This is a genomic window from Pseudomonas sp. P867, from assembly GCF_019891455.1.
Classification (GTDB): Bacteria; Pseudomonadota; Gammaproteobacteria; order Pseudomonadales; family Pseudomonadaceae; genus Aquipseudomonas; species Aquipseudomonas synxantha_A.
On record NZ_JAFLXB010000003.1, the window covers coordinates 355,850 to 377,692 of the forward strand.

19 protein-coding genes are annotated in these 21,843 nt (G+C 59.3%); 4 read left to right on the plus strand and 15 right to left on the minus strand.

Annotated features, from left to right (window positions below):
* Positions 1-203: 203 nt before the first annotated feature.
* The 8 genes from J1G33_RS07985 to J1G33_RS08020 all read right to left on the minus strand — a co-directional run bounded on the left by J1G33_RS07985 (position 204) and on the right by J1G33_RS08020 (position 8,561).
* Positions 204-791 carry an ABC transporter ATPase gene (locus J1G33_RS07985; protein ID WP_262416751.1) on the minus strand — a complete coding sequence of 196 codons (588 nt, stop codon included), beginning with the start codon at positions 789-791 and terminating at the stop codon, positions 204-206.
* A 151-nt stretch (positions 792-942) separates the two neighbouring features.
* Positions 943-1,821 carry a helicase RepA family protein gene (locus J1G33_RS07990; protein ID WP_223017911.1) on the minus strand — a complete coding sequence of 293 codons (879 nt, stop codon included), beginning with the start codon at positions 1,819-1,821 and terminating at the stop codon, positions 943-945.
* Positions 1,822-1,824: 3 nt separating this feature from the next.
* Entirely contained in the window at positions 1,825-2,055 is a 231-nt protein-coding gene (locus J1G33_RS07995) for an AlpA family phage regulatory protein (RefSeq protein WP_223017912.1), read from the minus strand.
* A gap of 302 nt (positions 2,056-2,357) precedes the next feature.
* On the minus strand, positions 2,358-3,566 hold the full coding sequence (locus J1G33_RS08000) for a site-specific integrase (RefSeq protein ID WP_223017913.1): 1,209 nt from the start codon (positions 3,564-3,566) through the stop codon (positions 2,358-2,360).
* 308 nt (positions 3,567-3,874) lie between these two features.
* A complete protein-coding gene (guaA, locus tag J1G33_RS08005; RefSeq protein WP_005791155.1) occupies positions 3,875-5,452 on the minus strand; it encodes a glutamine-hydrolyzing GMP synthase in 1,578 nt (525 codons plus the stop codon).
* 81 nt (positions 5,453-5,533) lie between these two features.
* Positions 5,534-7,003: an IMP dehydrogenase gene (gene guaB / locus J1G33_RS08010; protein ID WP_014719807.1), complete on the minus strand. Its 1,470-nt coding sequence runs from the start codon at positions 7,001-7,003 to the stop codon at positions 5,534-5,536.
* A 104-nt stretch (positions 7,004-7,107) separates the two neighbouring features.
* Positions 7,108-7,656 carry a hypothetical protein gene (locus J1G33_RS08015; RefSeq protein WP_005791157.1) on the minus strand — a complete coding sequence of 183 codons (549 nt, stop codon included), beginning with the start codon at positions 7,654-7,656 and terminating at the stop codon, positions 7,108-7,110.
* A gap of 137 nt (positions 7,657-7,793) precedes the next feature.
* Positions 7,794-8,561 carry a sulfite exporter TauE/SafE family protein gene (locus tag J1G33_RS08020; RefSeq protein WP_103734899.1) on the minus strand — a complete coding sequence of 256 codons (768 nt, stop codon included), beginning with the start codon at positions 8,559-8,561 and terminating at the stop codon, positions 7,794-7,796.
* A gap of 99 nt (positions 8,562-8,660) precedes the next feature.
* Between J1G33_RS08020 and J1G33_RS08025 the strand changes: the two genes are divergently transcribed.
* From J1G33_RS08025 to leuA, 4 genes are all read left to right on the plus strand, one after another.
* Positions 8,661-9,551: a LysR family transcriptional regulator gene (locus tag J1G33_RS08025; protein ID WP_223017914.1), complete on the plus strand. Its 891-nt coding sequence runs from the start codon at positions 8,661-8,663 to the stop codon at positions 9,549-9,551.
* A gap of 10 nt (positions 9,552-9,561) precedes the next feature.
* Positions 9,562-10,941, plus strand: coding sequence for an exodeoxyribonuclease VII large subunit (gene xseA / locus J1G33_RS08030; RefSeq protein ID WP_223017915.1), 1,380 nt, complete (start codon positions 9,562-9,564; stop codon positions 10,939-10,941).
* Positions 10,942-10,944: 3 nt separating this feature from the next.
* On the plus strand, positions 10,945-11,763 hold the full coding sequence (locus tag J1G33_RS08035; RefSeq protein WP_223017916.1) for a M23 family metallopeptidase: 819 nt from the start codon (positions 10,945-10,947) through the stop codon (positions 11,761-11,763).
* Between the two features lie 323 nt (positions 11,764-12,086).
* Positions 12,087-13,766 carry a 2-isopropylmalate synthase gene (gene leuA, locus J1G33_RS08040; protein ID WP_032879611.1) on the plus strand — a complete coding sequence of 560 codons (1,680 nt, stop codon included), beginning with the start codon at positions 12,087-12,089 and terminating at the stop codon, positions 13,764-13,766.
* A 161-nt stretch (positions 13,767-13,927) separates the two neighbouring features.
* Here the strand turns inward: leuA and J1G33_RS08045 are convergent, their stop codons facing one another.
* From J1G33_RS08045 to ispG, 7 genes are all read right to left on the minus strand, one after another.
* Positions 13,928-14,719 carry an amidohydrolase gene (locus J1G33_RS08045; RefSeq protein ID WP_032879610.1) on the minus strand — a complete coding sequence of 264 codons (792 nt, stop codon included), beginning with the start codon at positions 14,717-14,719 and terminating at the stop codon, positions 13,928-13,930.
* The gene (locus J1G33_RS08050; protein WP_223017917.1) at positions 14,707-15,855 is read right to left on the minus strand and encodes a pyridoxal phosphate-dependent aminotransferase; all 1,149 of its coding nucleotides are present in this window, start codon (positions 15,853-15,855) and stop codon (positions 14,707-14,709) included. Before J1G33_RS08050 ends, J1G33_RS08045 begins: the two co-directional genes overlap by 13 nt.
* 134 nt (positions 15,856-15,989) lie before the next feature.
* Positions 15,990-17,459, minus strand: a complete 1,470-nt coding sequence (gene der, locus J1G33_RS08055) for a ribosome biogenesis GTPase Der (protein ID WP_005791167.1) — start codon at positions 17,457-17,459, stop codon at positions 15,990-15,992.
* 134 nt (positions 17,460-17,593) lie between these two features.
* Positions 17,594-18,745, minus strand: a complete 1,152-nt coding sequence (gene bamB, locus J1G33_RS08060) for an outer membrane protein assembly factor BamB (protein WP_005791169.1) — start codon at positions 18,743-18,745, stop codon at positions 17,594-17,596.
* Positions 18,738-19,379, minus strand: coding sequence for a YfgM family protein (locus J1G33_RS08065; protein WP_003194010.1), 642 nt, complete (start codon positions 19,377-19,379; stop codon positions 18,738-18,740). Before J1G33_RS08065 ends, bamB begins: the two co-directional genes overlap by 8 nt.
* 41 nt (positions 19,380-19,420) lie before the next feature.
* The gene (hisS, locus tag J1G33_RS08070; protein ID WP_032879608.1) at positions 19,421-20,710 is read right to left on the minus strand and encodes a histidine--tRNA ligase; all 1,290 of its coding nucleotides are present in this window, start codon (positions 20,708-20,710) and stop codon (positions 19,421-19,423) included.
* 23 nt (positions 20,711-20,733) lie between these two features.
* Positions 20,734-21,843: a flavodoxin-dependent (E)-4-hydroxy-3-methylbut-2-enyl-diphosphate synthase gene (gene ispG / locus J1G33_RS08075; RefSeq protein ID WP_003175952.1), complete on the minus strand. Its 1,110-nt coding sequence runs from the start codon at positions 21,841-21,843 to the stop codon at positions 20,734-20,736.

Genomic DNA, 21,843 nt, shown 5'->3' on the forward strand with positions numbered 1-21,843 from the left:
ACTGAGCGAATCTGCCCTTCCTTTTGGTGCTCAAAGGCCGTAGGCCGACCGGCAAGGCCGGACCGCGCCTAGGCGTGGGCTGTGCCGCGCAGGACTGAATATCCTGAATATCCTGCTAACTCCGGGCGGGTGTGCGACGTTTCGGGCGGATGTGCGACGCTATCGGGCGGATGTGCGACCCTTTCGGGCGGGTGTGCGACGCTTTAAGCGTTACCAGAACCTTTTTTCCTTACCCTAGCACCGTCGATAATCAGGCCTAGTTCCTTCAATTTGTCCGTTTCTTCCCTTAGTCTGAATCGTGCATCGCGGATTGCCTTGCTGAGCACCTTACCGGCGACGGCCACAATAAGCGTGTCGAGATACCAACCGCCTGTCGGCTCTAGTTTGTGGCTCAAAACGTGCCGAGCTACAGCTTGGCTGATGCCGTGTTCTAGACGCGCAATTTGCGCGGGGTCGTAGTAAAGATGTAAATCGTGCTGAAGTAGCATTACAAGAGCAACGCCGAGCCGCACCTTCCACAGATGCCGCTCCCCCCCCGTCAGGGGATTAGGTCGCGTCTTTTCCGAAGGAACTACGTGGTCAATCAGCCCACCTATAATCGGAAAATCGAATTGGGGTGTTTCGATGGTTATGGTTGCAGCTCGTAGCTCCGCCAATAGCTTTTCAAGCTGGGAGAGACTGTAGCGACTTTCTGACAGCGTTTTCCGCAAGCGGGCAGGGTCTACCAAAAGCTCAATGCCGCCATCGTCGATCACGCGCTTACGTTCTGAGCAATATAAAATCGCATCCATAACGTCGGCGTGTCTCTGGCCTAGTCTGCCTACCACGCGACAACGCCCAAATGATGTATCGGTCCAATCGCCTGCGCGATGCTGCGGGCGCTGGCTAGGCTGATAAAGCATCACTCGGGCCAGTGCGCTAGTACTGGTGGGGGTCACGACGTTACCACCGCTCATCGTCACTCCCACTTACTACGTGCAGGGCGCGTTCTTTCTTAACCGCCTCCAATACCACCGGTACAAGCACGCCGCCATCGTGGCGCTTGTACCATTGTTCGAGCGGAGTGGCATCGTAGTTCTGTTTGCTAACACCAAAACGAACAAAGAAACCTCTTCGGTCGTTACCGATGGGCTGCCGATCATAGGTGCGGTCGCTGAGAATTTTGGCCTGCTCCTCAGTCATCTTTGCGACAAAGCCGCACCAGCGGGCGTTGTCGACTAGAGCGGATGCGCCTCGTGCTGCCTGTTGCTGATCGGTTTGCCCCTCGCGAGCACTGCCCTTGCTGACATGGTGCAAGTACAAAACAGATGCCCCAGTATTGGTCGCGACGTGCTCAAGCGTGGCGACTAACCGTGACATGTCGCCGTTGCTGTTCTCGTCTCGGTCGTGAATTCGGCTTAGGGTATCCAGCACGATCAACCGGGCACCTTCACAGAACTCGGTGATACGGGCAAGATGCCGATCATCCATGACGTTAAGTCGTTTACCCATGATCGACTCAAGAACGAGGTTCTTCGCGATGGCCTCGCGTGCCTGCTGATTTAAGTGCTGGCCTATGGCATGGATGCGGCGCACCAACGCGACTTCCGGGTCTTCTCCGGCGAAATAGACCACTCGGCCAGCGCATGAGGGGGCAAGCCCTACAAGATCACCGCCGGCAACGCTGCATGCGATAGCCATCGCCGCTTCCAACGCCCAGAAGCTCTTCCCTGTAGCTCCGGGAGCTACCAATGCTCCCACTGTGCCAGCGAGGAAGCCGGGCCATATGAAGTCCAGTGTGGGCGGTTCGTTCTCGAACGCTGCCCGTAAGTCAATCGCCACAACTTAAGCTCCCATTCCGGGACGCGTGGCCGGGGCGGATTGCCTGCACGTATCAATCCATGTCTCGACTTCTTCCAAATCCCAAACGACCTTCCGGCTGCTAACGGCAATACGACGAGGGAATTTCCCCTGCTTTTCGAAGTTATAAATCGTCCGCTCGCACAAGGGGATCATTGCCAGCAATTGCTTTTTGCTGATGAGCACTTTGCTCGACTTCCTCGATTCTTTCTCCACACCGAACTCCTCGCTTTGCCGCTTGTTGAGGTTCGATTATTGCCCCATATTTCCAGAGCATTCCAGCGATATTTATGAATAAATTCCTTTCTAAATCAGCAAGTTAATTCCCACAAACGTCTGGTTTCGGGAAAAAAAAATATGCCATATAGTTGTTCTATCAGGAGTTTTCTCTTCAGAAATCACAGGAAAATATGTGTCCCACAAACGGTAGTTTTGGGACAGAAAAAAACCACGGATGTGGTTTTTTTTGATAGAGAAAAATAGATTTGCACCCGGCTATCCAATCACGAAAAACGAAATCAACTCTCTGAGCGCGTTCCTTTGCGCGTCCACTCATCAATCATATCCGCCCAATCTTGCAACATCGCCCGACGCTGATCACGGTATTCAGCCTTGTTGTAAACGGCCCGTACGCCCTTCTGCTCGTGCGCAAGGCACTTCTCAATCCAGTCTGAGTTGTAACCCGCCTCATGCAGCAGCGTGCTTGCTGTGCGCCTCAAATCATGTGGGCCGAACTTGCTCAGCGGCTGCCCTTCTTTCTGCGCGAGCCGATAAGTCAGCGTCAGCACCTGATTGATCGTCGCGGTGCTCATTGGCAAATCTGAATCGTACCGGGAGGGAAAGACGTAATCTGAACCACCGGCAAACGTCTTCAACGCAATGAAGAAATCCAAAGCCTGCTGAGATAAGAACACTAAATGAGGGTTGCGGCGCTTCATCCGCTCTTTCGGAATGGTCCACAGAGCTTCGCTGAAATTGATCTCGTTCCAGGTAGCGTTGGTCAATTCGCTTTTGCGAACCATGGTCAGTAACAGCAGCTTAGCGGCGACTCTCACGGATGAGGCGGTGCCGATGCGGTCCAGGTACTGATACATCAACGCGATTTCGTCAGGCCCTAAAGCGCGGTCACGTGGCTCGAACTTAGCGATGCTTGCAGGACGTACCAAATCAGCCGGGTTCTCGACCTTCTGGCCACGCTCAATAGCCCATCGGAACACCTGCATCACAATCTCGCGGGAGTGCACGGCCGTCGCTGGAGCTCCACGCTCCACGATTGCATCAGTCAGCGTTCGCAGATCCTCATGATTGATTTCCACCAGTTTTTGATTACCGAATTGCGGCTTGAGCTCGCGCTCGTAAACAGATCTGCGCATGTCCCGAGTTGAGTCAGCCATCTGATACCCACGCAGCCATTTCTCAGCCCATGCATCAAACGTATCTGCCCCTTTGGTGCGCGCCTTGGCACGGGCTTTCTCTTTGGCAGGTGACTTACCCGCGGAAACCATCTTTTTAGCCTCTCCCAGGCGCTCTCTGGCTTCAGCAAGTGTGATGCCACCTACTCCATAGCGACCGAACGTGATGGTCTCCTGACGGCCGTTGATGGAGTAGTTGTAGCGAAATGATATGGAACCGGCAGCAGTGACGGCCACGTACAGCCCGTCGCGGTCGTTCACCTTGTAGAGTTTTTCTTTCGGTTTGAGGTTACGCAGCTTGGTATCGGTCAACATGGCAGTTATGGATTCCATGGAAAAAATACCATGCTCAGAAAAGCACTCATGCACCACGGCGAAACCCAATGAAACCGGACTGATGATGAGATTTGATACCATGCCCTACCCTACTAGGGGGACATGGTATCGAGAACAGAACATGGCATTTGGCTCATTCAATGCCCCGTACCATGCCATACAAACACGGTGCTTGGCGATGCACAAAGCTGCCAGAATTTGCCAGACCCAAAAAGCCAAAAGCCCGCAATTAAGCGGGCTCCAGGGCATTTCTTGCTAGATCGTGCCCGGCAGTGCCGGACGTAGGATCATTCCCACTCAATCGTCGCCGGCGGCTTGCTCGACACGTCATACGTCACGCGCGAAATGCCTTCGATTTCATTGATGATACGGCCGCTGACCGTCTCCAGCAGTTCGTAAGGCAGGTGTGCCCAACGCGCTGTCATGAAGTCGATCGTCTCTACGGCACGCAGCGCAACAACCCAGGCGTAACGACGACCATCGCCTACAACGCCAACCGATTTCACCGGCTGGAACACCACGAACGCCTGGCTGACCTTGTGGTACCAGTCGGCCTTGCGCAGTTCTTCAATGAAGATGTGGTCAGCGCGACGCAGCAGGTCGGCGTATTCCTTTTTCACTTCACCGAGGATACGCACGCCCAGGCCCGGGCCTGGGAATGGGTGGCGGTAGACCATGTCGTACGGCAGGCCCAGTTCCAGGCCCAGACGGCGGACTTCGTCCTTGAACAGCTCGCGCAGCGGTTCTACCAGCTTGAGGTTCATTTCCTCAGGCAGGCCACCCACGTTGTGGTGGGACTTGATCACGTGGGCCTTGCCGCTCTTGGCGCCGGCCGACTCGATCACGTCTGGGTAGATGGTGCCCTGGGCGAGGTACTTGATGTTGTCCAGTTTGTTGGACTGGGCATCGAAGACGTCGATGAAGGTACGACCGATGATCTTGCGCTTCTTCTCCGGGTCGGACTCGCCGGCCAGGTTGTTGAGGAACTGTTCCTCGGCGTTGGCGCGGATCACCTTGACGCCCATGTTCTCGGCGAACATGGCCATCACTTGCTCGCCTTCGTGCAGGCGCAGCAGGCCGTTGTCGACGAATACGCAGGTCAGCTGGTCGCCGATGGCCTTGTGCAGCAAGGCAGCAACTACCGAGGAGTCCACGCCGCCGGACAGGCCGAGCAACACGTTGTCGGTGCCGACCTGGGCGCGCACCTGGGCGATGGCGTCTTCAGCGATTTTCGACGGGGTCCACAGGGCTTCACACTCGCAGATGTCGAGAATGAAGCGCGACAGGATGCGCCCGCCTTGCTTGGTGTGGGTCACTTCCGGGTGGAACTGCACGCCGTAGTAACGACGCTCGTCGCTGAACATGCCGGCGATCGGGCAGCTTGGGGTGCTGGCCAGGATGTGGAAGTCTTCCGGCATCTTGGTGACCTTGTCACCGTGGCTCATCCAGACGTCGAGGCCGAACAGGCCGTCGGCGTCGATGTGGTCTTCGATGCCGTCCAGCAGGCGGCTCTTGCCGACCACGTCCACACGGGCATAACCGAATTCACGCAGCTCGGAGCCTTCCACCTTGCCGCCCAGTTGCTCGGCCATGGTTTGCATGCCGTAGCAGATACCGAACACCGGTACGCCCAGGTCGAATACCGCTTGCGGGCAACGCGGGCTGTTGGCTTCGTGCACGGACTCGGGGCCACCGGCGAGGATGACGCCTTTAGGGGCGAATTCGCGGATCGCTGCGTCGTCCATGTCGAACGGGTGCAGTTCGCAGTACACGCCGATTTCACGCACGCGGCGGGCGATCAGCTGGGTGTACTGGGAACCGAAATCGAGGATCAGGATGCGATGGGCGTGAATGTCGAGGGCCATGAAGTCAGTCTCGTCTAATGAATCAGAAACAACTCGGGGCTGAAAGAACAGCCCCGGTTACTTAACATTTTGCTGGAAGGCTCAACCTACACGGTAGTTTGGCGCTTCCTTGGTGATCTGCACGTCGTGGACATGGGATTCAGCCATGCCTGCGCCGGTGATCCGTACGAACTCAGGCTTGGTGCGCATTTCTTCGATGTCGGCGCTGCCGGTGTAGCCCATCGAGGAACGCAGGCCGCCCATCAGTTGATGGATGATCGCGCTCAGGGTGCCTTTGTACGGCACACGGCCTTCGATACCTTCCGGTACGAGCTTCTCGGCGCCTGCCGAGGAGTCCTGGAAGTAACGATCGGAAGAACCTTGCGCCTGGGACATGGCGCCCAGCGAACCCATGCCACGGTAAGCCTTGTACGAACGGCCCTGGAACAGTTCGATCTCGCCCGGCGCTTCTTCGGTACCGGCGAACATCGAGCCCATCATCACGCAGGAAGCACCGGCCACGATGGCCTTGGACAGGTCACCGGAGAAACGGATGCCGCCGTCGGCGATCAACGGTACGCCAGTGCCTTCAAGGGCAGCGGCGACGTTGGCGATGGCGCTGATCTGCGGCACGCCCACACCGGCGACGATACGCGTGGTGCAGATCGAGCCAGGGCCGATACCGACCTTGACAGCGTCAGCGCCAGCTTCGGCCAGAGCCTTGGCGGCAGCGCCGGTGGCGATGTTGCCGCCGATCACTTGCACGTCAGGGAAGTTCTGCTTGACCCAGCGCACGCGGTCGATCACGCCTTTGGAGTGACCGTGGGCGGTGTCGACCACCACCACGTCAACACCGGCAGCAACCAGCGCCGAAACGCGGTCGCCAGTGTCTTTACCGGTGCCGACTGCCGCGCCAACACGCAGACGACCCTGGTCATCCTTGCTGGCCAGCGGGTAAGCCTTGGCTTTTTCGATGTCGTTGACGGTCATCATGCCCTTGAGGGCGAATTTGTCATCGACGATCAGCACGCGCTCGATGCGGTGCTTGTGCAGCAGTTCGCGCACATCGTTCTTGTCGGCGCCTTCCTTGACAGTAACGAGGCGCTCTTTAGGCGTCATCACTTCACGGACGGTGACTTCAAGGCGGTTCTCGAAACGCACGTCACGGGAAGTGACGATGCCGACCAGGTCGCCATCGTGCAGCACCGGGACGCCGGAGATGTTGTGCATGCGAGTGAGTTCGAACAGGTCACGCACGGTGGCGTCGGCTTCGATGGTGATTGGATCTTTCACCACACCGGCTTCGTAACGCTTGACCTTGCGCACTTCGGCAGCTTGCTGCTCGATAGTCATGTTCTTGTGGATGATGCCGATGCCGCCTTCCTGAGCCATGGCAATGGCCAGACGGGCTTCGGTGACGGTGTCCATGGCAGCGGAAACCAGGGGAATATTCAGCTCGATGCCACGGGTTAGGCGGGTCTTGAGACTGACTTCGTTAGGAAGCACCTCGGAATAACCGGGCACTAGGAGAATGTCGTCGAATGTCAGAGCTTCTTGGCTGATACGCAGCATCGCGGGGGCTCCCGAGCGGGAAAATGGAAGCGCGCCATTATATACATGCACCCTGCCCGGCTCAATGTAAAACTCTGACAAACTTGGTAATACTGATAGAAGGATTAAAGCTCGACTTTGACCCAGCTCATTTTCTGGTCCAACCAATCGGCAAATTCGTCGATAAAGCTCTGCTTGAACCCCGCCTCCGCCCAGTTGTTGAAGATGAACCCCAGGTTGGAAAACCCGCATTCCTGCAGGAACAGAAAGCCGTTGATGTCATCTTCATGCCCACACAGCGGGCAGGTGAAGTTGTCGGTGTGACCAGGCATCCAGTCTTCCAGGCTTTCGAACAGCGCCTCGCCAACTTCCTTCAGGCATTCCGGGCAGCCGGCTTCTTCAAGGAACCCCTTGGCCGGCGTGTAGATGCAACGCTTGTAGATGATCTCCAGGCCATTGACCGGCTCGTTGAACGGCAGCGCTTCAGGGTGCAGCACCACGGCGCGGGCACCATCGGCCAGGGCGTAGCCCATGCGGTTGCCGGTGCGCCCGCAGGTAGTGAGTTCTTCCTTGATGATGTTCTTGCGCACCAGCCAACGCACGATCGCCCGGGCGCGGGGTTCGTGGACGGGCAAGGTGGAGATTTTCGGGACAAGGATGCTTTGGGAATTCATGGGAGTCCTGCGGTGTGGCTATTGGCGCCATCGCGGGCAAGCCCGGCTCCCACAGTTGATCGCATTCCAATGTGGGAGCCGGGCTTGCCCGCGATGACGCCCGGGAGGACGGCAGCTTAATCCCTGAAAAAATCAGGTCAAGTACTCACATACCGCCCGATCAACGCAATACCACTGGCCAATACCAACCAGGTCACCAACCGCACGAACGCCTCACGGGACAGCCGCATCGTCAGCCTGCGTCCACACCACAGCCCCAGGGCCATCGCCGGCAACAGGCAAACCGCCAACATCAATAACGGCAAATCTGCATACACGCCGGCAATCAGGAACAGACTCAAACGCACGACCGTGCTGCAACTGATCAGCGCGCTTTGCGTGGCCCGCGCCGCGTCCTTGGGCAAACGGCTGTTCAGGTAAATCGCATATAAAAAGCCGCCACTGCCGAATAGCGCACCAAACAGCCCCCCAACAGTGCCCATGGGAATCGACCAGCCCGCTGCCAGCTCAGTCGGCCGCGCCTTCACCGCCAGGCTGTAAATCGCGTAGGCGCTGATAAACAGGCCCATCAACAGCAGCAACAGGTCCGAATGCAGGTTGAGCAAAAACAACACGCCCAGGCTGCAGCCGACGGCCATGCAGGGCAGCAACCGCAACAGTTCTGGTTTGTTCACATCGCGCCGCGTTTGCAGCAAGCCGCCAAACGCCGCGACAAAGTCGAGAAGCACCAGCAACGGGATGATCTTCGACAGCGGCATAAACACAATCAGGATCGGCCCGGCGACCAAGGCCGTCCCGAACCCGGCAATGCCAAACACCACATAGGCCAGCACCACACCCAGGCCGATCACCAGCCAATCCACAGCCCCGAACGACCACTGACTCATCAACTCAACCAGGCTCATGGGTTATCCCTTGTTGGACATGGCCTTCACTTTAGCCATTGTCGACTGTTGCGACTAATATCTTCAAAGCTAGCCACTCATCTCAAAAAGGCATGACTCGTGATCTCCACGCGGCAACTGCGTTACTTCGTCGAAATCGCCGAGAGCGGCAGCTTCAGTGCCGCGGCCGAACGCCTGTTTGTGGCGCAGTCGGCCTTGAGCCGGCAGATCAAGGAACTGGAAAATCAACTGCAAACCCCATTGTTCGAACGCACCGCACGCCAACCGCGGCTCACAGCGGCCGGTGAAGCGTTCTACCCACGGGCGCGCAATTTGCTGAGTGAGTTGCTCAAGGCCAGCGAAGTGGCGACCCTAGTAGGCAATGGCCAGCTTGGCACGCTGCGCCTGAGTCACTCGAGCACAGTGCCGATGAGCGGCGCGTTGTTGCACGGCATCAGCACCTGGCTAGAGCGCTGCCCTGGAGTATCGGTGGATATCGCCAAGCTCTCCTCCGAAGCCCAGTTGGAGGACATCGCCGAGGGTCGCCTGGACGTCGGCCTGCTGCGCTTGCCCGTACTGCGCCAGCGCGACGGCGTGCGTGTGCTGCCGTTGTACACGGAGCCGTTGGTGCTGGCGGTGCCGCCGAATCATCCGTTGGCGCGCAGCGACGCGCCGGTGGAGTTGGCGCAGCTAAAGGACCAAGCGTTTATCTCGATCCCCCATCCCCAACGCGGCGGGCTGAGTTATCTGTCGGCCGAACTGTGCATGCGTGCAGGATTTTTCCCCAGGGCCGCACGGGTGATGTCGCGCAAGACCACGCAGTTGCAATTGATCCAGGCCGGTTTCGGCATTGCCTTGTTACCAAAATCCATGCAGGACATCGCCCCCGCCAACCTGCACTTTTTACCCCTGGCCGACCCGGACTGCCATAGCACCGTGGCCCTCGCCTGCGCGCAGGCGCCGAACGCGCTGGTAGAGCAGTTCTGTCAAACCCTGCACGAATGCCTATAAACTGCCGCCCATGATTAAAGATCCTTTTGCCCGTCTGGGCCTGGACCGCGAAGTCCTGACTGTCACCCAGCTCAACGGCCGCGCGCGGGTGTTGCTGGAAGACGTGTTCACCAATATCTGGGTCGAAGGCGAAATCTCCAACCTCGCCCGCCCGGCTTCCGGCCATGTGTATTTCACCCTCAAGGACAGCGGGGCCCAGGTGCGTTGCGCGCTGTTTCGCAACAACGCTGCACGCGTGCGCCAGGCGTTGAAGGACGGCCTGGCGGTCAAAGTGCGTGGCAAGGTCTCGTTGTTCGAGGGGCGTGGCGACTATCAACTGATCCTCGACACCGTGGAACCTGCCGGCGATGGCGCGCTGCGCCTGGCCTTCGATGCCTTGAAGGAAAAGCTCAGCGCCGAAGGCCTGTTCAGCGCCGAGCGCAAGGTGCCGCTGCCCGCGCACCCGCGGCGTATCGGCATCATCAGTTCGCCGACCGGCGCGGTGATTCGCGACATCATCAGTGTGTTCCGCCGCCGGGCGCCGAACATTGAACTGACACTGATCCCGACCGCTGTGCAGGGCCGCGAGGCGATCCCGCAGATCGTGCGGGCGCTCAAACTCGCCGATGCCCGCGGCTTCGACGCGCTGATCCTGGCCCGTGGCGGCGGCTCACTGGAAGATCTCTGGTGCTTCAACGAAGAAGCCGTGGCCCGAGCGGTGGACGCCTGCGTCACGCCCATCGTCAGCGCCGTCGGCCATGAAACCGATGTGTCAATCAGCGACTTTGTGGCGGACGTGCGCGCTCCGACGCCCTCCGCCGCCGCCGAGTTGCTGGCACCGGACGCCAGCCATCTGGTGCGCCAGGTAGACAACCTGCATCGGCGCCTGGTGATGCTGATGCGCAACCGCCTGAGCCACAGCCGCCTGCGCCTGGAAGGCATGGCCCGGCGCCTGCGTCACCCGGGCGAGCGCTTGCGCCAGCAGGCACAACGTCTGGATGACCTGGACATGCGTATGCGCCGCGCCTTCGAGCGCGGCCTCAATACCCGTCGCGAGCGCTTGATTCGCCTGGAGACCCGCCTCGCCGGCCAGCATCCGGGCCGCCAATTGGCGCTGTTGCGCCAGCGCCTGGACAGCCTCGCCGAACGCCTGCCCCGAGCCATGCGCGAAGGTCTCAAGGCCCGACGCCTGCAACTGCAAAGCCAGGTGCAGACGTTGCAGGTGGTCAGCCCGCTGGCGACCCTGGGCCGTGGCTACAGCATCCTGCTGGATGAACGCGGCCAGGCGATTCGCAATGCCGCACAAACCCACACCGGCCAGCGCCTGACCGCGCGCCTGGGTGAAGGTCAACTGCAAGTGCGGGTGGAAGACAATCACCTGACACCCGTCACCCTTTCGCTACTGGATTGATTGATGCCACGTCTACTGAGTTTGTTGCTGCTGTGCCTGTCCATGAATACCTACGCGGACAGCTACATCACCCGCACCTTGAACAAACCGGTGCCCGGTGGTGTGGCCGTGGTCGAACTGGGACCGGCCGCCACGGCGCCCAAAGCCACATACCAAGGCAAACCGGTGCTGGTGGTAAAAGAACAGGACAACTGGCTAGCCATCGTCGGTATCCCGTTGACGGTCAAGCCTGGTAACGAGCGCATCAGCAGCGGCGGGCGCAATTTGCCGTTTATCGTCGGTTACAAGAAGTACCCGGAACAGCGCATCACGCTGAAGAATAAAAGCCAGGTCAACCCTGACCCGGCCCAGCTCAAGCGCATCGAAGGCGAGTTGGCGGTACAGCTCAAGGCTTACCGCAGTTTCAGCCCCGCCCTGCCGAGCAACCTGGTGCTGGACAAACCGGTGAACGGCCCGTTGTCGAGCAAGTTCGGGGTGCGTCGCTTCTTCAACGGCGAAGAGCGCAACCCGCATTCGGGCCTCGACTTCGCCGTACCGGCCGGTACGCCGATCAAGACGCCCGCGAACGGCAAGGTGATTCTGGTTGGCAATTACTTCTTCAATGGCAACACGGTATTCGTCGACCATGGCCAGGGCTTTATCAGCATGTTCTGCCATATGTCGAAGATCGACGTGAAGGTGGGCCAGCAACTGGTGCGCGGTGCGGTCGTGGGCAAGGTGGGTTCGACCGGACGGGCGACGGGGCCGCACATGCACTGGAACGTCAGCCTGAACGACGCACGGGTTGACCCGGCTATCTTTATCGGCGCATTCCAACCCTGAAACACGCGATTGCGCGCCCCATCACCGGCGCGCAATTAAAACCAGCTACCAACTTCAAAACCAGCATAAAATCTCGTTTATTCTGCGCAGAGCAGAACTTATCTCAATTTTTATCGACTGCTTGCCATCTTTCACCCCTGCGGTTAGGGTTGAGCTTATGAAAACCTCTCACACCCTCATTCAGCTTCGCCAGCACCGCAGCCTGTGCCTCGTCAGCGCACGACTGCCAGGCTGAATCGATCTGCCTCGTCCCAAGCTTTCTCCCCAAAAACAGATTCACGGCAGGCCGCCTTTTCTCGGCCCCTACAACAAAGGATTTCCCGATGAGCATGCTCAAAGACCCGTCGTCGAAGTACCGCGCGTTCCCGACCATTGATATTCCGGACCGCACCTGGCCATCGAAGACCATCACCACCGCGCCGATCTGGTGCAGCTCTGACCTGCGTGATGGCAACCAGTCGCTGATCGAGCCGATGGACGCCGCGAAAAAGCTGCGTTTCTGGAAGACCCTGGTATCTGTAGGCGTGAAGGAAATCGAAGCCTCGTTCCCGGCCGCCTCGCAAACCGACTTCGACTTCGTGCGCACCCTGATCGAAGACAACCACATCCCCGAGGACACCACCATCCAGGTGCTGACCCAGGGCCGTGAAGACTTGATCGCACGCACCTTCGAATCCCTGCGCGGCGCCAAGAAGGCCATCGTGCACTTGTACAACGCCACGTCGCCGTCGTTCCGCCGCATCGTGTTCAACCAGGACAAGGATGGCATCAAGGCTATCGCCGTCAACGCGGCCAAACTGTTCGTCAAATACGCCGCCCAACAGCCTGAAACCCAGTGGACCTTCGAATACTCCCCGGAAACGTTCAGCGCCACTGAGTTGGAGTTCGCCAAGGAAGTCTGCGACGCAGTGATCGAGGTGTGGAACCCGACGCCCGAGCACAAGATGATCCTCAACCTGCCGGCCACCGTTGAATGCGCCACACCGAACATCTATGCCGACCAGATCGAGTGGTTCGGTCGCCATATCAACCGTCGTGACAGTGTGATCATCAGCCTGCACACCCACAACGATCGCGGCACCGGCGTCGCCGCCACCGAACTGGGCCTGATGGCCGGCGCCGACCGCGTCGAAGGCTGCCTGTTCGGCAACGGCGAGCGTACCGGCAACGTCGACCTGGTGACCGTGGCCCTGAACATGTACACCCAGGGCCTGGACCCGCAACTGGACTTCTCCGATATCGACGGCGTGCGCAAAGTCGTTGAAGAGTGCAACCAGATCCAGGTGCACCCGCGTCATCCTTATGTGGGCGACCTGGTGCACACCGCGTTTTCCGGCTCCCACCAGGACGCGATCCGCAAAGGCTTCTCCCAGCAGAAAGACGATGCGCTGTGGGAAGTGCCGTACTTGCCGATCGACCCGGCGGACATTGGCCGCAGCTACGAAGCGGTGATTCGTGTAAACAGCCAGTCGGGCAAAGGTGGCATCGCCTACCTGCTGGAACAGGAATACGACATCAGCTTGCCGCGTCGTATGCAGATCGAGTTCAGCCAGGTTGTGCAGGCCGAAACCGACCGCGTGGGCCTTGAGATGACTGCGCCGCAGATCTACGCCTTGCTGCAGCGTGAATACCTGCAAGCCAACACCCCGTACGCGCTGGTCAGCCATCGCCTGCAGGAAGAGAACGGCAACAGCTTTGTCGAGGTGGAAGTTTCCGGCAAGGGCCAGGGCGAAACCAACCTGCACTGGAAAGGCAAAGGCAACGGCGCGCTGGAAGCCTTGGTGGCCGGCCTGCCGATTGGCGTGGAGATCATGGACTACAACGAACATGCCATCGGTGCGGGCACCAATGCCAAGGCGGCCGCCTACATTGAACTGCGCGTGAACGGCGAACGTCCGGTGCATGGTGTGGGCATTGATGAAAACATCACCACCGCCAGCTTCAAGGCGCTGTTCAGTGCGCTGAACCGCTCGCTGAGCCAGTTGGAAGCCAAAGCGGCGTAATCGGCTGCTGAAATGTGAAAGGCCCCTGGGTGTGAATCCAGGGGCCTTTTTGCTTTGGGGTTATGGTGGCGCTGATGGCCCTATCGGGAGCAAGCCCCCTCCCACATTTGAATGTATTCGCAAATCAAAGTGGGAGGGGGCTTGCTCCCGATAGCGGTTTATCAGACAAACTGAAAGCTATCGGCATCCAGGTTCGCTGGAAACCTGGTGCGATAAGCAGCCAACTCCGCCGCATCCAGAATCACCTGGAACACCCCGTCCGCCTCCCCTGCACTCAGCAAGGTTTCACCCTGGAAATCCAGCACCTGGCTGTCGCCTGTATAGGCAAATCCTTTGCCATCCGTGCCTACCCGATTCACGGCAGCCACATAGCACAGGTTTTCAATCGCCCGCGCCGGCAACAAGCGGTTCCAATGCTGACGACGTGCACCGGGCCAATTGGCGGTGTACAGCAGCAAGTCGGTGTCCTGGGCATCGCGACTCCATACCGGGAAGCGCAGGTCGTAGCAAATCAGTGGGCGAATGCGCCAGCCCTTTAACTCAAACTGCACCTGGCGTTCGCCGGGGGTGTAGTGATCGTGCTCACCGGCCATGCGGAACAGGTGACGCTTGTCGTAATGCAGCACCTCACCATCCGGCCTTGCCCACAACAGGCGGTTGCGGTGGCTACCGTCGGCGGCCTGGATAATCACGCTGCCAGTGATCACCGCGTTGTATTTGGTTGCCTGCGCCTGGAGCCAGTGATGGGTCGGCCCCTTTTCCGGCTCGGCGAGGGTGGCTGACTCCATGGAGAAACCGGTGGTGAACATCTCCGGCAGTATGATCAGGTCCGCACCATTGGCCTGCTCCAGCAGCAGCTCAAAATGCTCAAGGTTAGCCTGACGGTCATGCCACACCAGGCTGGTCTGAATCAGGGCGATGTTCAGATTGGGCAGTGCACTCAGATCACGCATAGCTTTTCGGCTGCTTGTTGCAGCGTCTCCTCGCGTTTGGCAAAGCACAGACGCACCAGGCGCTGGCCTTGGGGTGGGTTCTGGTAGAACACCGAGACCGGTATGGTCGCCACGCCGTGTTCGCGGGTCATCCACAAGGACATGGCAATGTCATCCAGGTCTGGGCGAATCTGTGAGTAATCCACCAGTTGGAAATAAGTGCCGCTCACCCGGGTAAAACTGAAGCGGGATGGCCCCAGCAGGTCGCAAAACATGTCGCGCTTGGCCTGGTAAAAGGCCGGCAGTTCTTCGACATGCTCCGGGTGATCAGCCATGAAGTCAGCCAAAGCGTACTGCAAAGGGGTCACGCCGCAAAAGTTGACATATTGATGCACCTTGCGCAGTTCGGCAGTCAGAGCCGGCGGCGCGACCACGTAACCGGTTTTCCAGCCGGTCACGTGATAGGTCTTGCCGAAGGAGCTGACCACGAAGGCGCGCTGATACAGCTCCTGATGGGCCAATATGCTGACGTGAGGCACACCGTCGAACACCAGGTGTTCGTAGACCTCATCGCTGACCAGGTAGATATCGCGGTCGCGGATCAGTTCGGCCAACGGGTCCAGCTCGGCGCGGCTGATCAGCGCACCAGTGGGGTTATGTGGCGAGTTGATGATGATCATGCGGGTGCGCGGCGACAGCGCCGCCTTGATCTGCTCGAAGTCGAGGGCAAAACCGTCCAGACTCAGTTGCACATGAACGCAACGACCACCGGCCAGCTCCACCGAGGGCTCATAGCTGTCGTAGCTGGGGTCGAACACGATGACTTCATCGCCACTGCGAATCACCGCCTGGATCGCGCAGAAGATCGCCTCGGTGGCGCCAGGGGTGATGGTCACCTCGCTGTCGGCATTGACTGTGGCGCCATAACTGCGAGCAATCTTGGCGGCCACCTGCTGACGCAACACGGGCAAGCCGGTCATGGGCGCGTACTGGTTGTGACCCAGAGCGATATGCTTGCCCACTGCATCGAGTAAACCTTGCGGGCCATTGAAATCCGGGAAACCCTGGGACAGGTTGAGCGCGCCGGTTTCAGCGGCGAGTTGCGACATAGTGGTGAAAATGGTCGTGCCGACATTCGGCAGCTTGCTGGTGATCATCGGAGGCCCCTGCAGGTGAGCCCCAAGTTTTAAGCTGCCAATTGCACCGGGTCAAGGCACAAACGGCCGCGCACAAAAAAGGGCTCCAAAGGAGCCCTCTCTTGCAGCGTGTCGCTTACAACGCAAAGCTGCCGTTATTTCTTGTCACGGCGCTTCTTGTCGGCCTTCTTGTGGTGAGTCATCAAACGACGCTTCTTGTTCACCTGACGGTCGGTCAGTGTGTTCTTGTTGCCTTCGTATGGGTTCTCGCCACCCTTGAACTCGATACGGATCGGCGTACCGACCAGTTTCAAGACTCGGCGGTAAGTGTTTTCCAGGTAACGCACGTAGGACTTGGGCACCTTCTCGATCTGGTTACCGTGGATCACGATAATCGGCGGGTTGGCACCACCCAAGTGGGCGTAACGCAGTTTGATCCGACGGTTGTTGACCATCGGCGGTGCGTGCTCGCCCACGGCGTCTTCGAGGATCTGGGTCAGACGGTTGGTCGGCCAGCGGGTGACCGCGGACTTGAACGAGTTCTGTACCGAGGCGTAGAGGTTACCCACGCCAGTACCGTGCAGTGCCGAGATAAAGTGGATATCGGCGAACTCGACGAAGAACAACCGACGCTGCAGTTCGATCTTGACGAAATCGCGCTCGCTCGGCGTCATGCCGTCCCACTTGTTGATCGCGATCACCAGGGCCCGACCGGCTTCCAGGGCAAAGCCCAGCAAGTTGAGGTCGTGGTCCACCACGCCTTCGCGGGCGTCCATCACGAAGATCACCACGTTGGCGTCTTTGATCGCTTGCAGGGTTTTGACCACGGAGAACTTTTCAACTTCTTCGTGGATCTTGCCGCGCTTGCGCACACCAGCGGTGTCGATCAGCGTGTACTTCTCGTCGTTACGCTCGAACGGGATGTAGATACTGTCGCGAGTGGTGCCGGGCTGGTCGTAGACGATAACGCGGTCTTCACCGAGCATACGGTTGACCAGGGTCGACTTGCCGACGTTCGGGCGGCCGATGATAGCGATCTTGATACCGTCTTTTTCGCTCGGGCCAGGAATGCGCTTGGCTTCCTCGCCTTCAGCGACGATCTCTTCCTCGCCCTCTTCTTCCTCGACATCATCCTTGGGGAAGTCGCGCAGGGCGATTTCCAGCATCTGGGTGATGCCACGGCCGTGGGCACCCGCGACCGGGATCGCATCACCCAGGCCCATCGGGCTGAATTCGGCACGGGCCGCCTCAGGATCGATGTTGTCGATCTTGTTGGCGACCAGATAGGAACGCTTGTTGCGCTTGCGCAGGTGCTCGCCAATCATCTGGTCAGCGGCGGTATAGCCCGCGCGGGCGTCCACCAGGAACAACACGACATCGGCTTCTTCAATGGCCAGCAGCGACTGCTCGGCCATTTTTTCGTCCATGCCATGCTCGTCACCGGAGATACCACCGGTGTCGACAATAATGTAGGAGCGCCCTTGCCACTTTGCCTCACCGTATTGGCGATCACGGGTCAGACCGGACAAGTCGCCGACAATGGCGTCGCGAGTCCTGGTCAGGCGGTTGAACAAGGTGGACTTGCCGACGTTAGGTCGGCCCACCAGGGCGATTACGGGAACCATGCGGCTCTCCACTTCGTTATTTCAGAAAATACAAAAGCCGCTGCAGGGCAGCGGCTGGTGCTCGGGGCAGCATCGTCAGATGCCGCATGCCCCGCAAAAGCAGGGCCGCCTGGGTGTTACCCCAAGCATGGTTCTTACTTGATGGTCAGGGCTTCCAGCTTGCCGCCGTTGCCATACACATAAAGCATGTTACCTACCACCAGCGGACGCGCACGCAGGCCGTCGCTGTCGATACGTTGGCGACCGACAAAGCGACCATCCACCTGGCTCAGCAGGTGCAGGTAACCTTCAAAGTCACCGACTGCTACGTAGCTGGAGAAGACTTCCGGTGCCGACAGTTGGCGGCGAGCCAGCGAGTCGTTGCTCCACAGTGCAGTGGTGGAACGCTCATCGACACTTTCAACGGTGCCGGAGGCCAGGCTCACGTAGACGCTGCCAAACCCTTGGGCGACACCCGCATAGCTGGAAGCATCACGCTGCCAGTTGATGCGGCCGCTTTGCAGGTCCAGCGCGGCAACACGGCCCTGATAGGTGGCCACGTAGAGGGTTTCACCCGACAGCAGCAGGCCACCGTCGATGTCCACGACGCGGTCCAGCTCGGAACGGCCTTGCGGGATAGCCACACGGGTTTCCCACGCCGGCACGCCGTTCTGGGTATCCAGGGCGACTACTTTACCGGTCGACAGGCCAGCCACAGCGAGATTGTTGGTCACAATCGGACCACTGGTACCACGCAGGGTCAACACCGCCGGGGTGCTGTCGTACAACCAGCGTTGGTCGCCAGTGGAGGCATCCAGACCGATTACGCGGTCATCCTGGGTCTGCACCACGACGATATCGCCGTTGGTCGCTGGCGCCGAGAGCACTTCACTGGTCACGCGAGCGCGCCATTTCTCTTCGCCGGTGCTGGAGTCGAGTGCGACCACATCACCTTTGAGCGTACCGATCAGCACCATGCCGTAGCCGACACCCACACCACCGGAAACCGGCAGCTCGAGGTCTTTCTTCCACTTGACGTCGCCGTTCATGCGATCCATGGCAACCACGACGCCAGTGGAATCAGTGGCCACGATGTTGTCGCCGTCGATCGCCGGCTGCAACAGGTTGTAGAGGTCGCCCTGCCCGTCACCAATGGATTGGCTCCATTGTTTTTGCAGGACCACTTCTTCCTTGAAGCTGGTCAGCTCGGCAGGCGGCAGTTCTTTTTTGCTGTTGCTGCTGCAACCCGCGGCCAAAACGGCCAGAGCCAGCAATGCTGCATGTTTCCAACGGATCACGTCACGCATCCCCTTTGGCCAAGTCGTCGAGCTTGATTTGTAAGCCACCGACCGCCGCTTCATCAGACAGCGCCGCCTTGGCTTTTTGGTACGCAGCATGGGCTTCGTCGGTACGACCCAATTGGACCAACAGGTCGCCCTTGAGCTCTTCGCGAGTGGCCACGAATGCCTTGTCAGCATCGCCGTCGAGCAGTTTGAGTGCTTCGTCAGCCTTGTTCTGTGCCGCCAATACCTGTGCCAGGCGCTGACGTGCGATTTCACCCAGGGTCGGGTTGGTCGGCTTGTCGGCAATGGCCTTCAGCTCGGTGGCTGCGTCATCCAGCTTGCCGGTATCGACCGCGACCTTCGCGACGAACAGGCTGCCGTACTGGGCGTAGGTGCTACCGCCGAATTCGTTTTTCAGCTTGCCGGCCAGGTCTGCCACCTGTGCAGGGTCAGGCTTGCCGTCCGGCGTCAGGGTAGTTTCCAGCAATTGCTGGTAAACGATCGAGGCGCCCTGGGATTGGTTGGCCTGATACTTGGTCCAGGCTTGCCAGCCGAACACCACCACTAAAGCCAGCAGGCCGCCAGTGACCAGGGGCTTGCCGTTACGCTGCCACCAGTCCTTGAACTCGGCCAGTTGCTCATCATCAGTACTCGACACCCCAATACTCCTTAATCGCTAAATTCGGCTGTTCGACAGCTTCAACCCTGCACGACGCAGGTGGCCAAGTGCGCAGCGAGCGCATCAAAGGCAACGTTCTGTTGTTCACCCTGGCCACGCAGGGGTTTGAAACCTATCACTTGCTGGGCCAATTCGTCATCGCCAAGGATCAGTGCGTACAGCGCACCGCTCTTGTCAGCCTTCTTGAACTGGCTCTTGAAGCTGCCGGCGCCGGCATTGATCTGCAGGCGCAGGTTCGGCAGTTGGTCGCGCACCTTCTCGCTCAAGGCCAGGGCGGCCAGTTCGGCAGCCTCGCCAAAAGCGCACAGGTACACGTCCACCTGACGGGAAATTTCTTCGGGAACCTGTTCAAGGGTTTCCAGCAACAGGATCAGTCGCTCGATACCCATGGCAAAGCCCACGCCCGTAGTCGGCTTGCCGCCCATTTGCTCGACCAGGCCGTCGTAGCGACCACCGGCACACACGGTGCCTTGGGCGCCGAGCTTGTCGGTGACCCACTCGAATACGGTCTTGCTGTAGTAGTCGAGGCCACGCACCAGCTTGGGGTTGATCACGTAGGGAATCCCCGCGGCATCCAGGCGAGCCTTGAGGCCCTCGAAGTGCACGCGGGATTCGTCGTCCAGGTAATCGGCCATTTTCGGTGCATTGACCAATACGGCCTGGGTGTCGGCGTTCTTGGTATCCAGAACGCGCAACGGGTTGGTTTTCAGACGGCGCTGGCTGTCTTCGTCCAATTTATCCAGGTGAGCCGACAGGTATTCGACCAGGGCTTCGCGATAGCGGCCCCGGGACTCGCTGGTACCCAGGCTGTTGAGTTCGAGCTTGACCGCATCGCGGATGCCCAGTTGGCCCCACAGACGCCAGGTCAGCACGATCAGCTCGGCGTCGATGTCCGGGCCGTCAAGGTTGAAGACTTCGCAACCGATCTGGTGGAACTGGCGATAGCGGCCTTTCTGCGGGCGCTCGTGGCGGAACATCGGGCCGATGTACCAGAGCTTCTGGGTTTGGCCACCACCGGTGATGCCATGTTCCAGTACGGCGCGCACGCACGCGGCAGTGCCTTCCGGACGCAGGGTCAGGGAGTCGCCGTTGCGGTCTTCGAAGGTGTACATCTCTTTTTCGACGATGTCGGTCACTTCACCGATGGAGCGTTTGAACAGCTCGGTGAACTCGACGATCGGCATGCGGATCTGCTTGTAACCGTAGTTATCCAGCAGGCGCGCGACAGTGCTTTCGAAGTAGCGCCACAGTGGCGTCTGCTCCGGCAGGATGTCGTTCATGCCACGAATGGCTTGCAGAGACTTGCTCACATCAAATCCTTAAATTCGTTCAATCAGCCGCGAGCGATCAGCGCTGCGTCAGCGGCGACCTTCTCGGCCGCTTTCTCGCGGATCAGCTTTTCCAGCTCATCCACCAGATTGTCATTCGTTAGCTTCTGCGACGGCTTGCCGTCGATGTAAATCAAATTCGGCGTACCACCGGTCAGGCCCACATGAGCCTCTTTGGCCTCACCCGGCCCGTTGACCACACAACCGATCACTGCGACATCCAGCGGCACCAGCAGGTCTTCGAGGCGCAGCTCCAGGTCGTTCATGGTTTTCACCACGTCGAAGTTCTGCCGCGAGCAGCTCGGGCAGGCAATGAAGTTGATACCACGGGAACGCAAACGCAGGGATTTGAGAATGTCGTAGCCGACCTTCACTTCCTCTACGGGGTCTGCCGCCAGGGAGATGCGGATAGTATCGCCAATCCCTTCGGCGAGCAGCATACCGAGACCCACCGCAGATTTCACTGTGCCTGAGCGCAAACCGCCAGCTTCAGTGATACCCAAGTGCAGTGGTTGCACGATTTCCTTGGCCAGCAGGCGGTAGGCTTCCACCGCCATGAACACATCGGAGGCCTTTACGCTGACCTTGAAGTCCTGGAAATTCAGGCGCTCCAGGTGCTCAACGTGGCGCAGTGCCGACTCGACCAGCGCCGCCGGGGTAGGCTCGCCGTATTTTTTTTGCAGGTCTTTTTCCAGGGAGCCGGCGTTCACGCCAATGCGGATCGGAATCCCACGATCACGGGCAGCGTCCACCACGGCGCGCACGCGGTCTTCGCGACCGATGTTGCCCGGGTTGATACGCAGGCAGTCCACACCCAGCTCGGCCACGCGCAGTGCAATCTTGTAGTCGAAGTGAATGTCGGCAACCAGCGGCACCTTGACCAACTGCTTGATGCGGCCGAAAGCCTCGGCGGCATCCATGTCCGGTACGGAAACCCGCACGATGTCCACGCCGGCCGCTTCCAGGCGATTGATCTGGGCGACGGTGGCGGCCACATCGTTAGTGTCGCTGTTGGTCATGCTTTGCACTGCAATGGGGGCATCGCCCCCCACCGGCACCGAGCCGACCCAGATCTTGCGCGATACGCGACGTTTGATTGGAGATTCGCCGTGCAT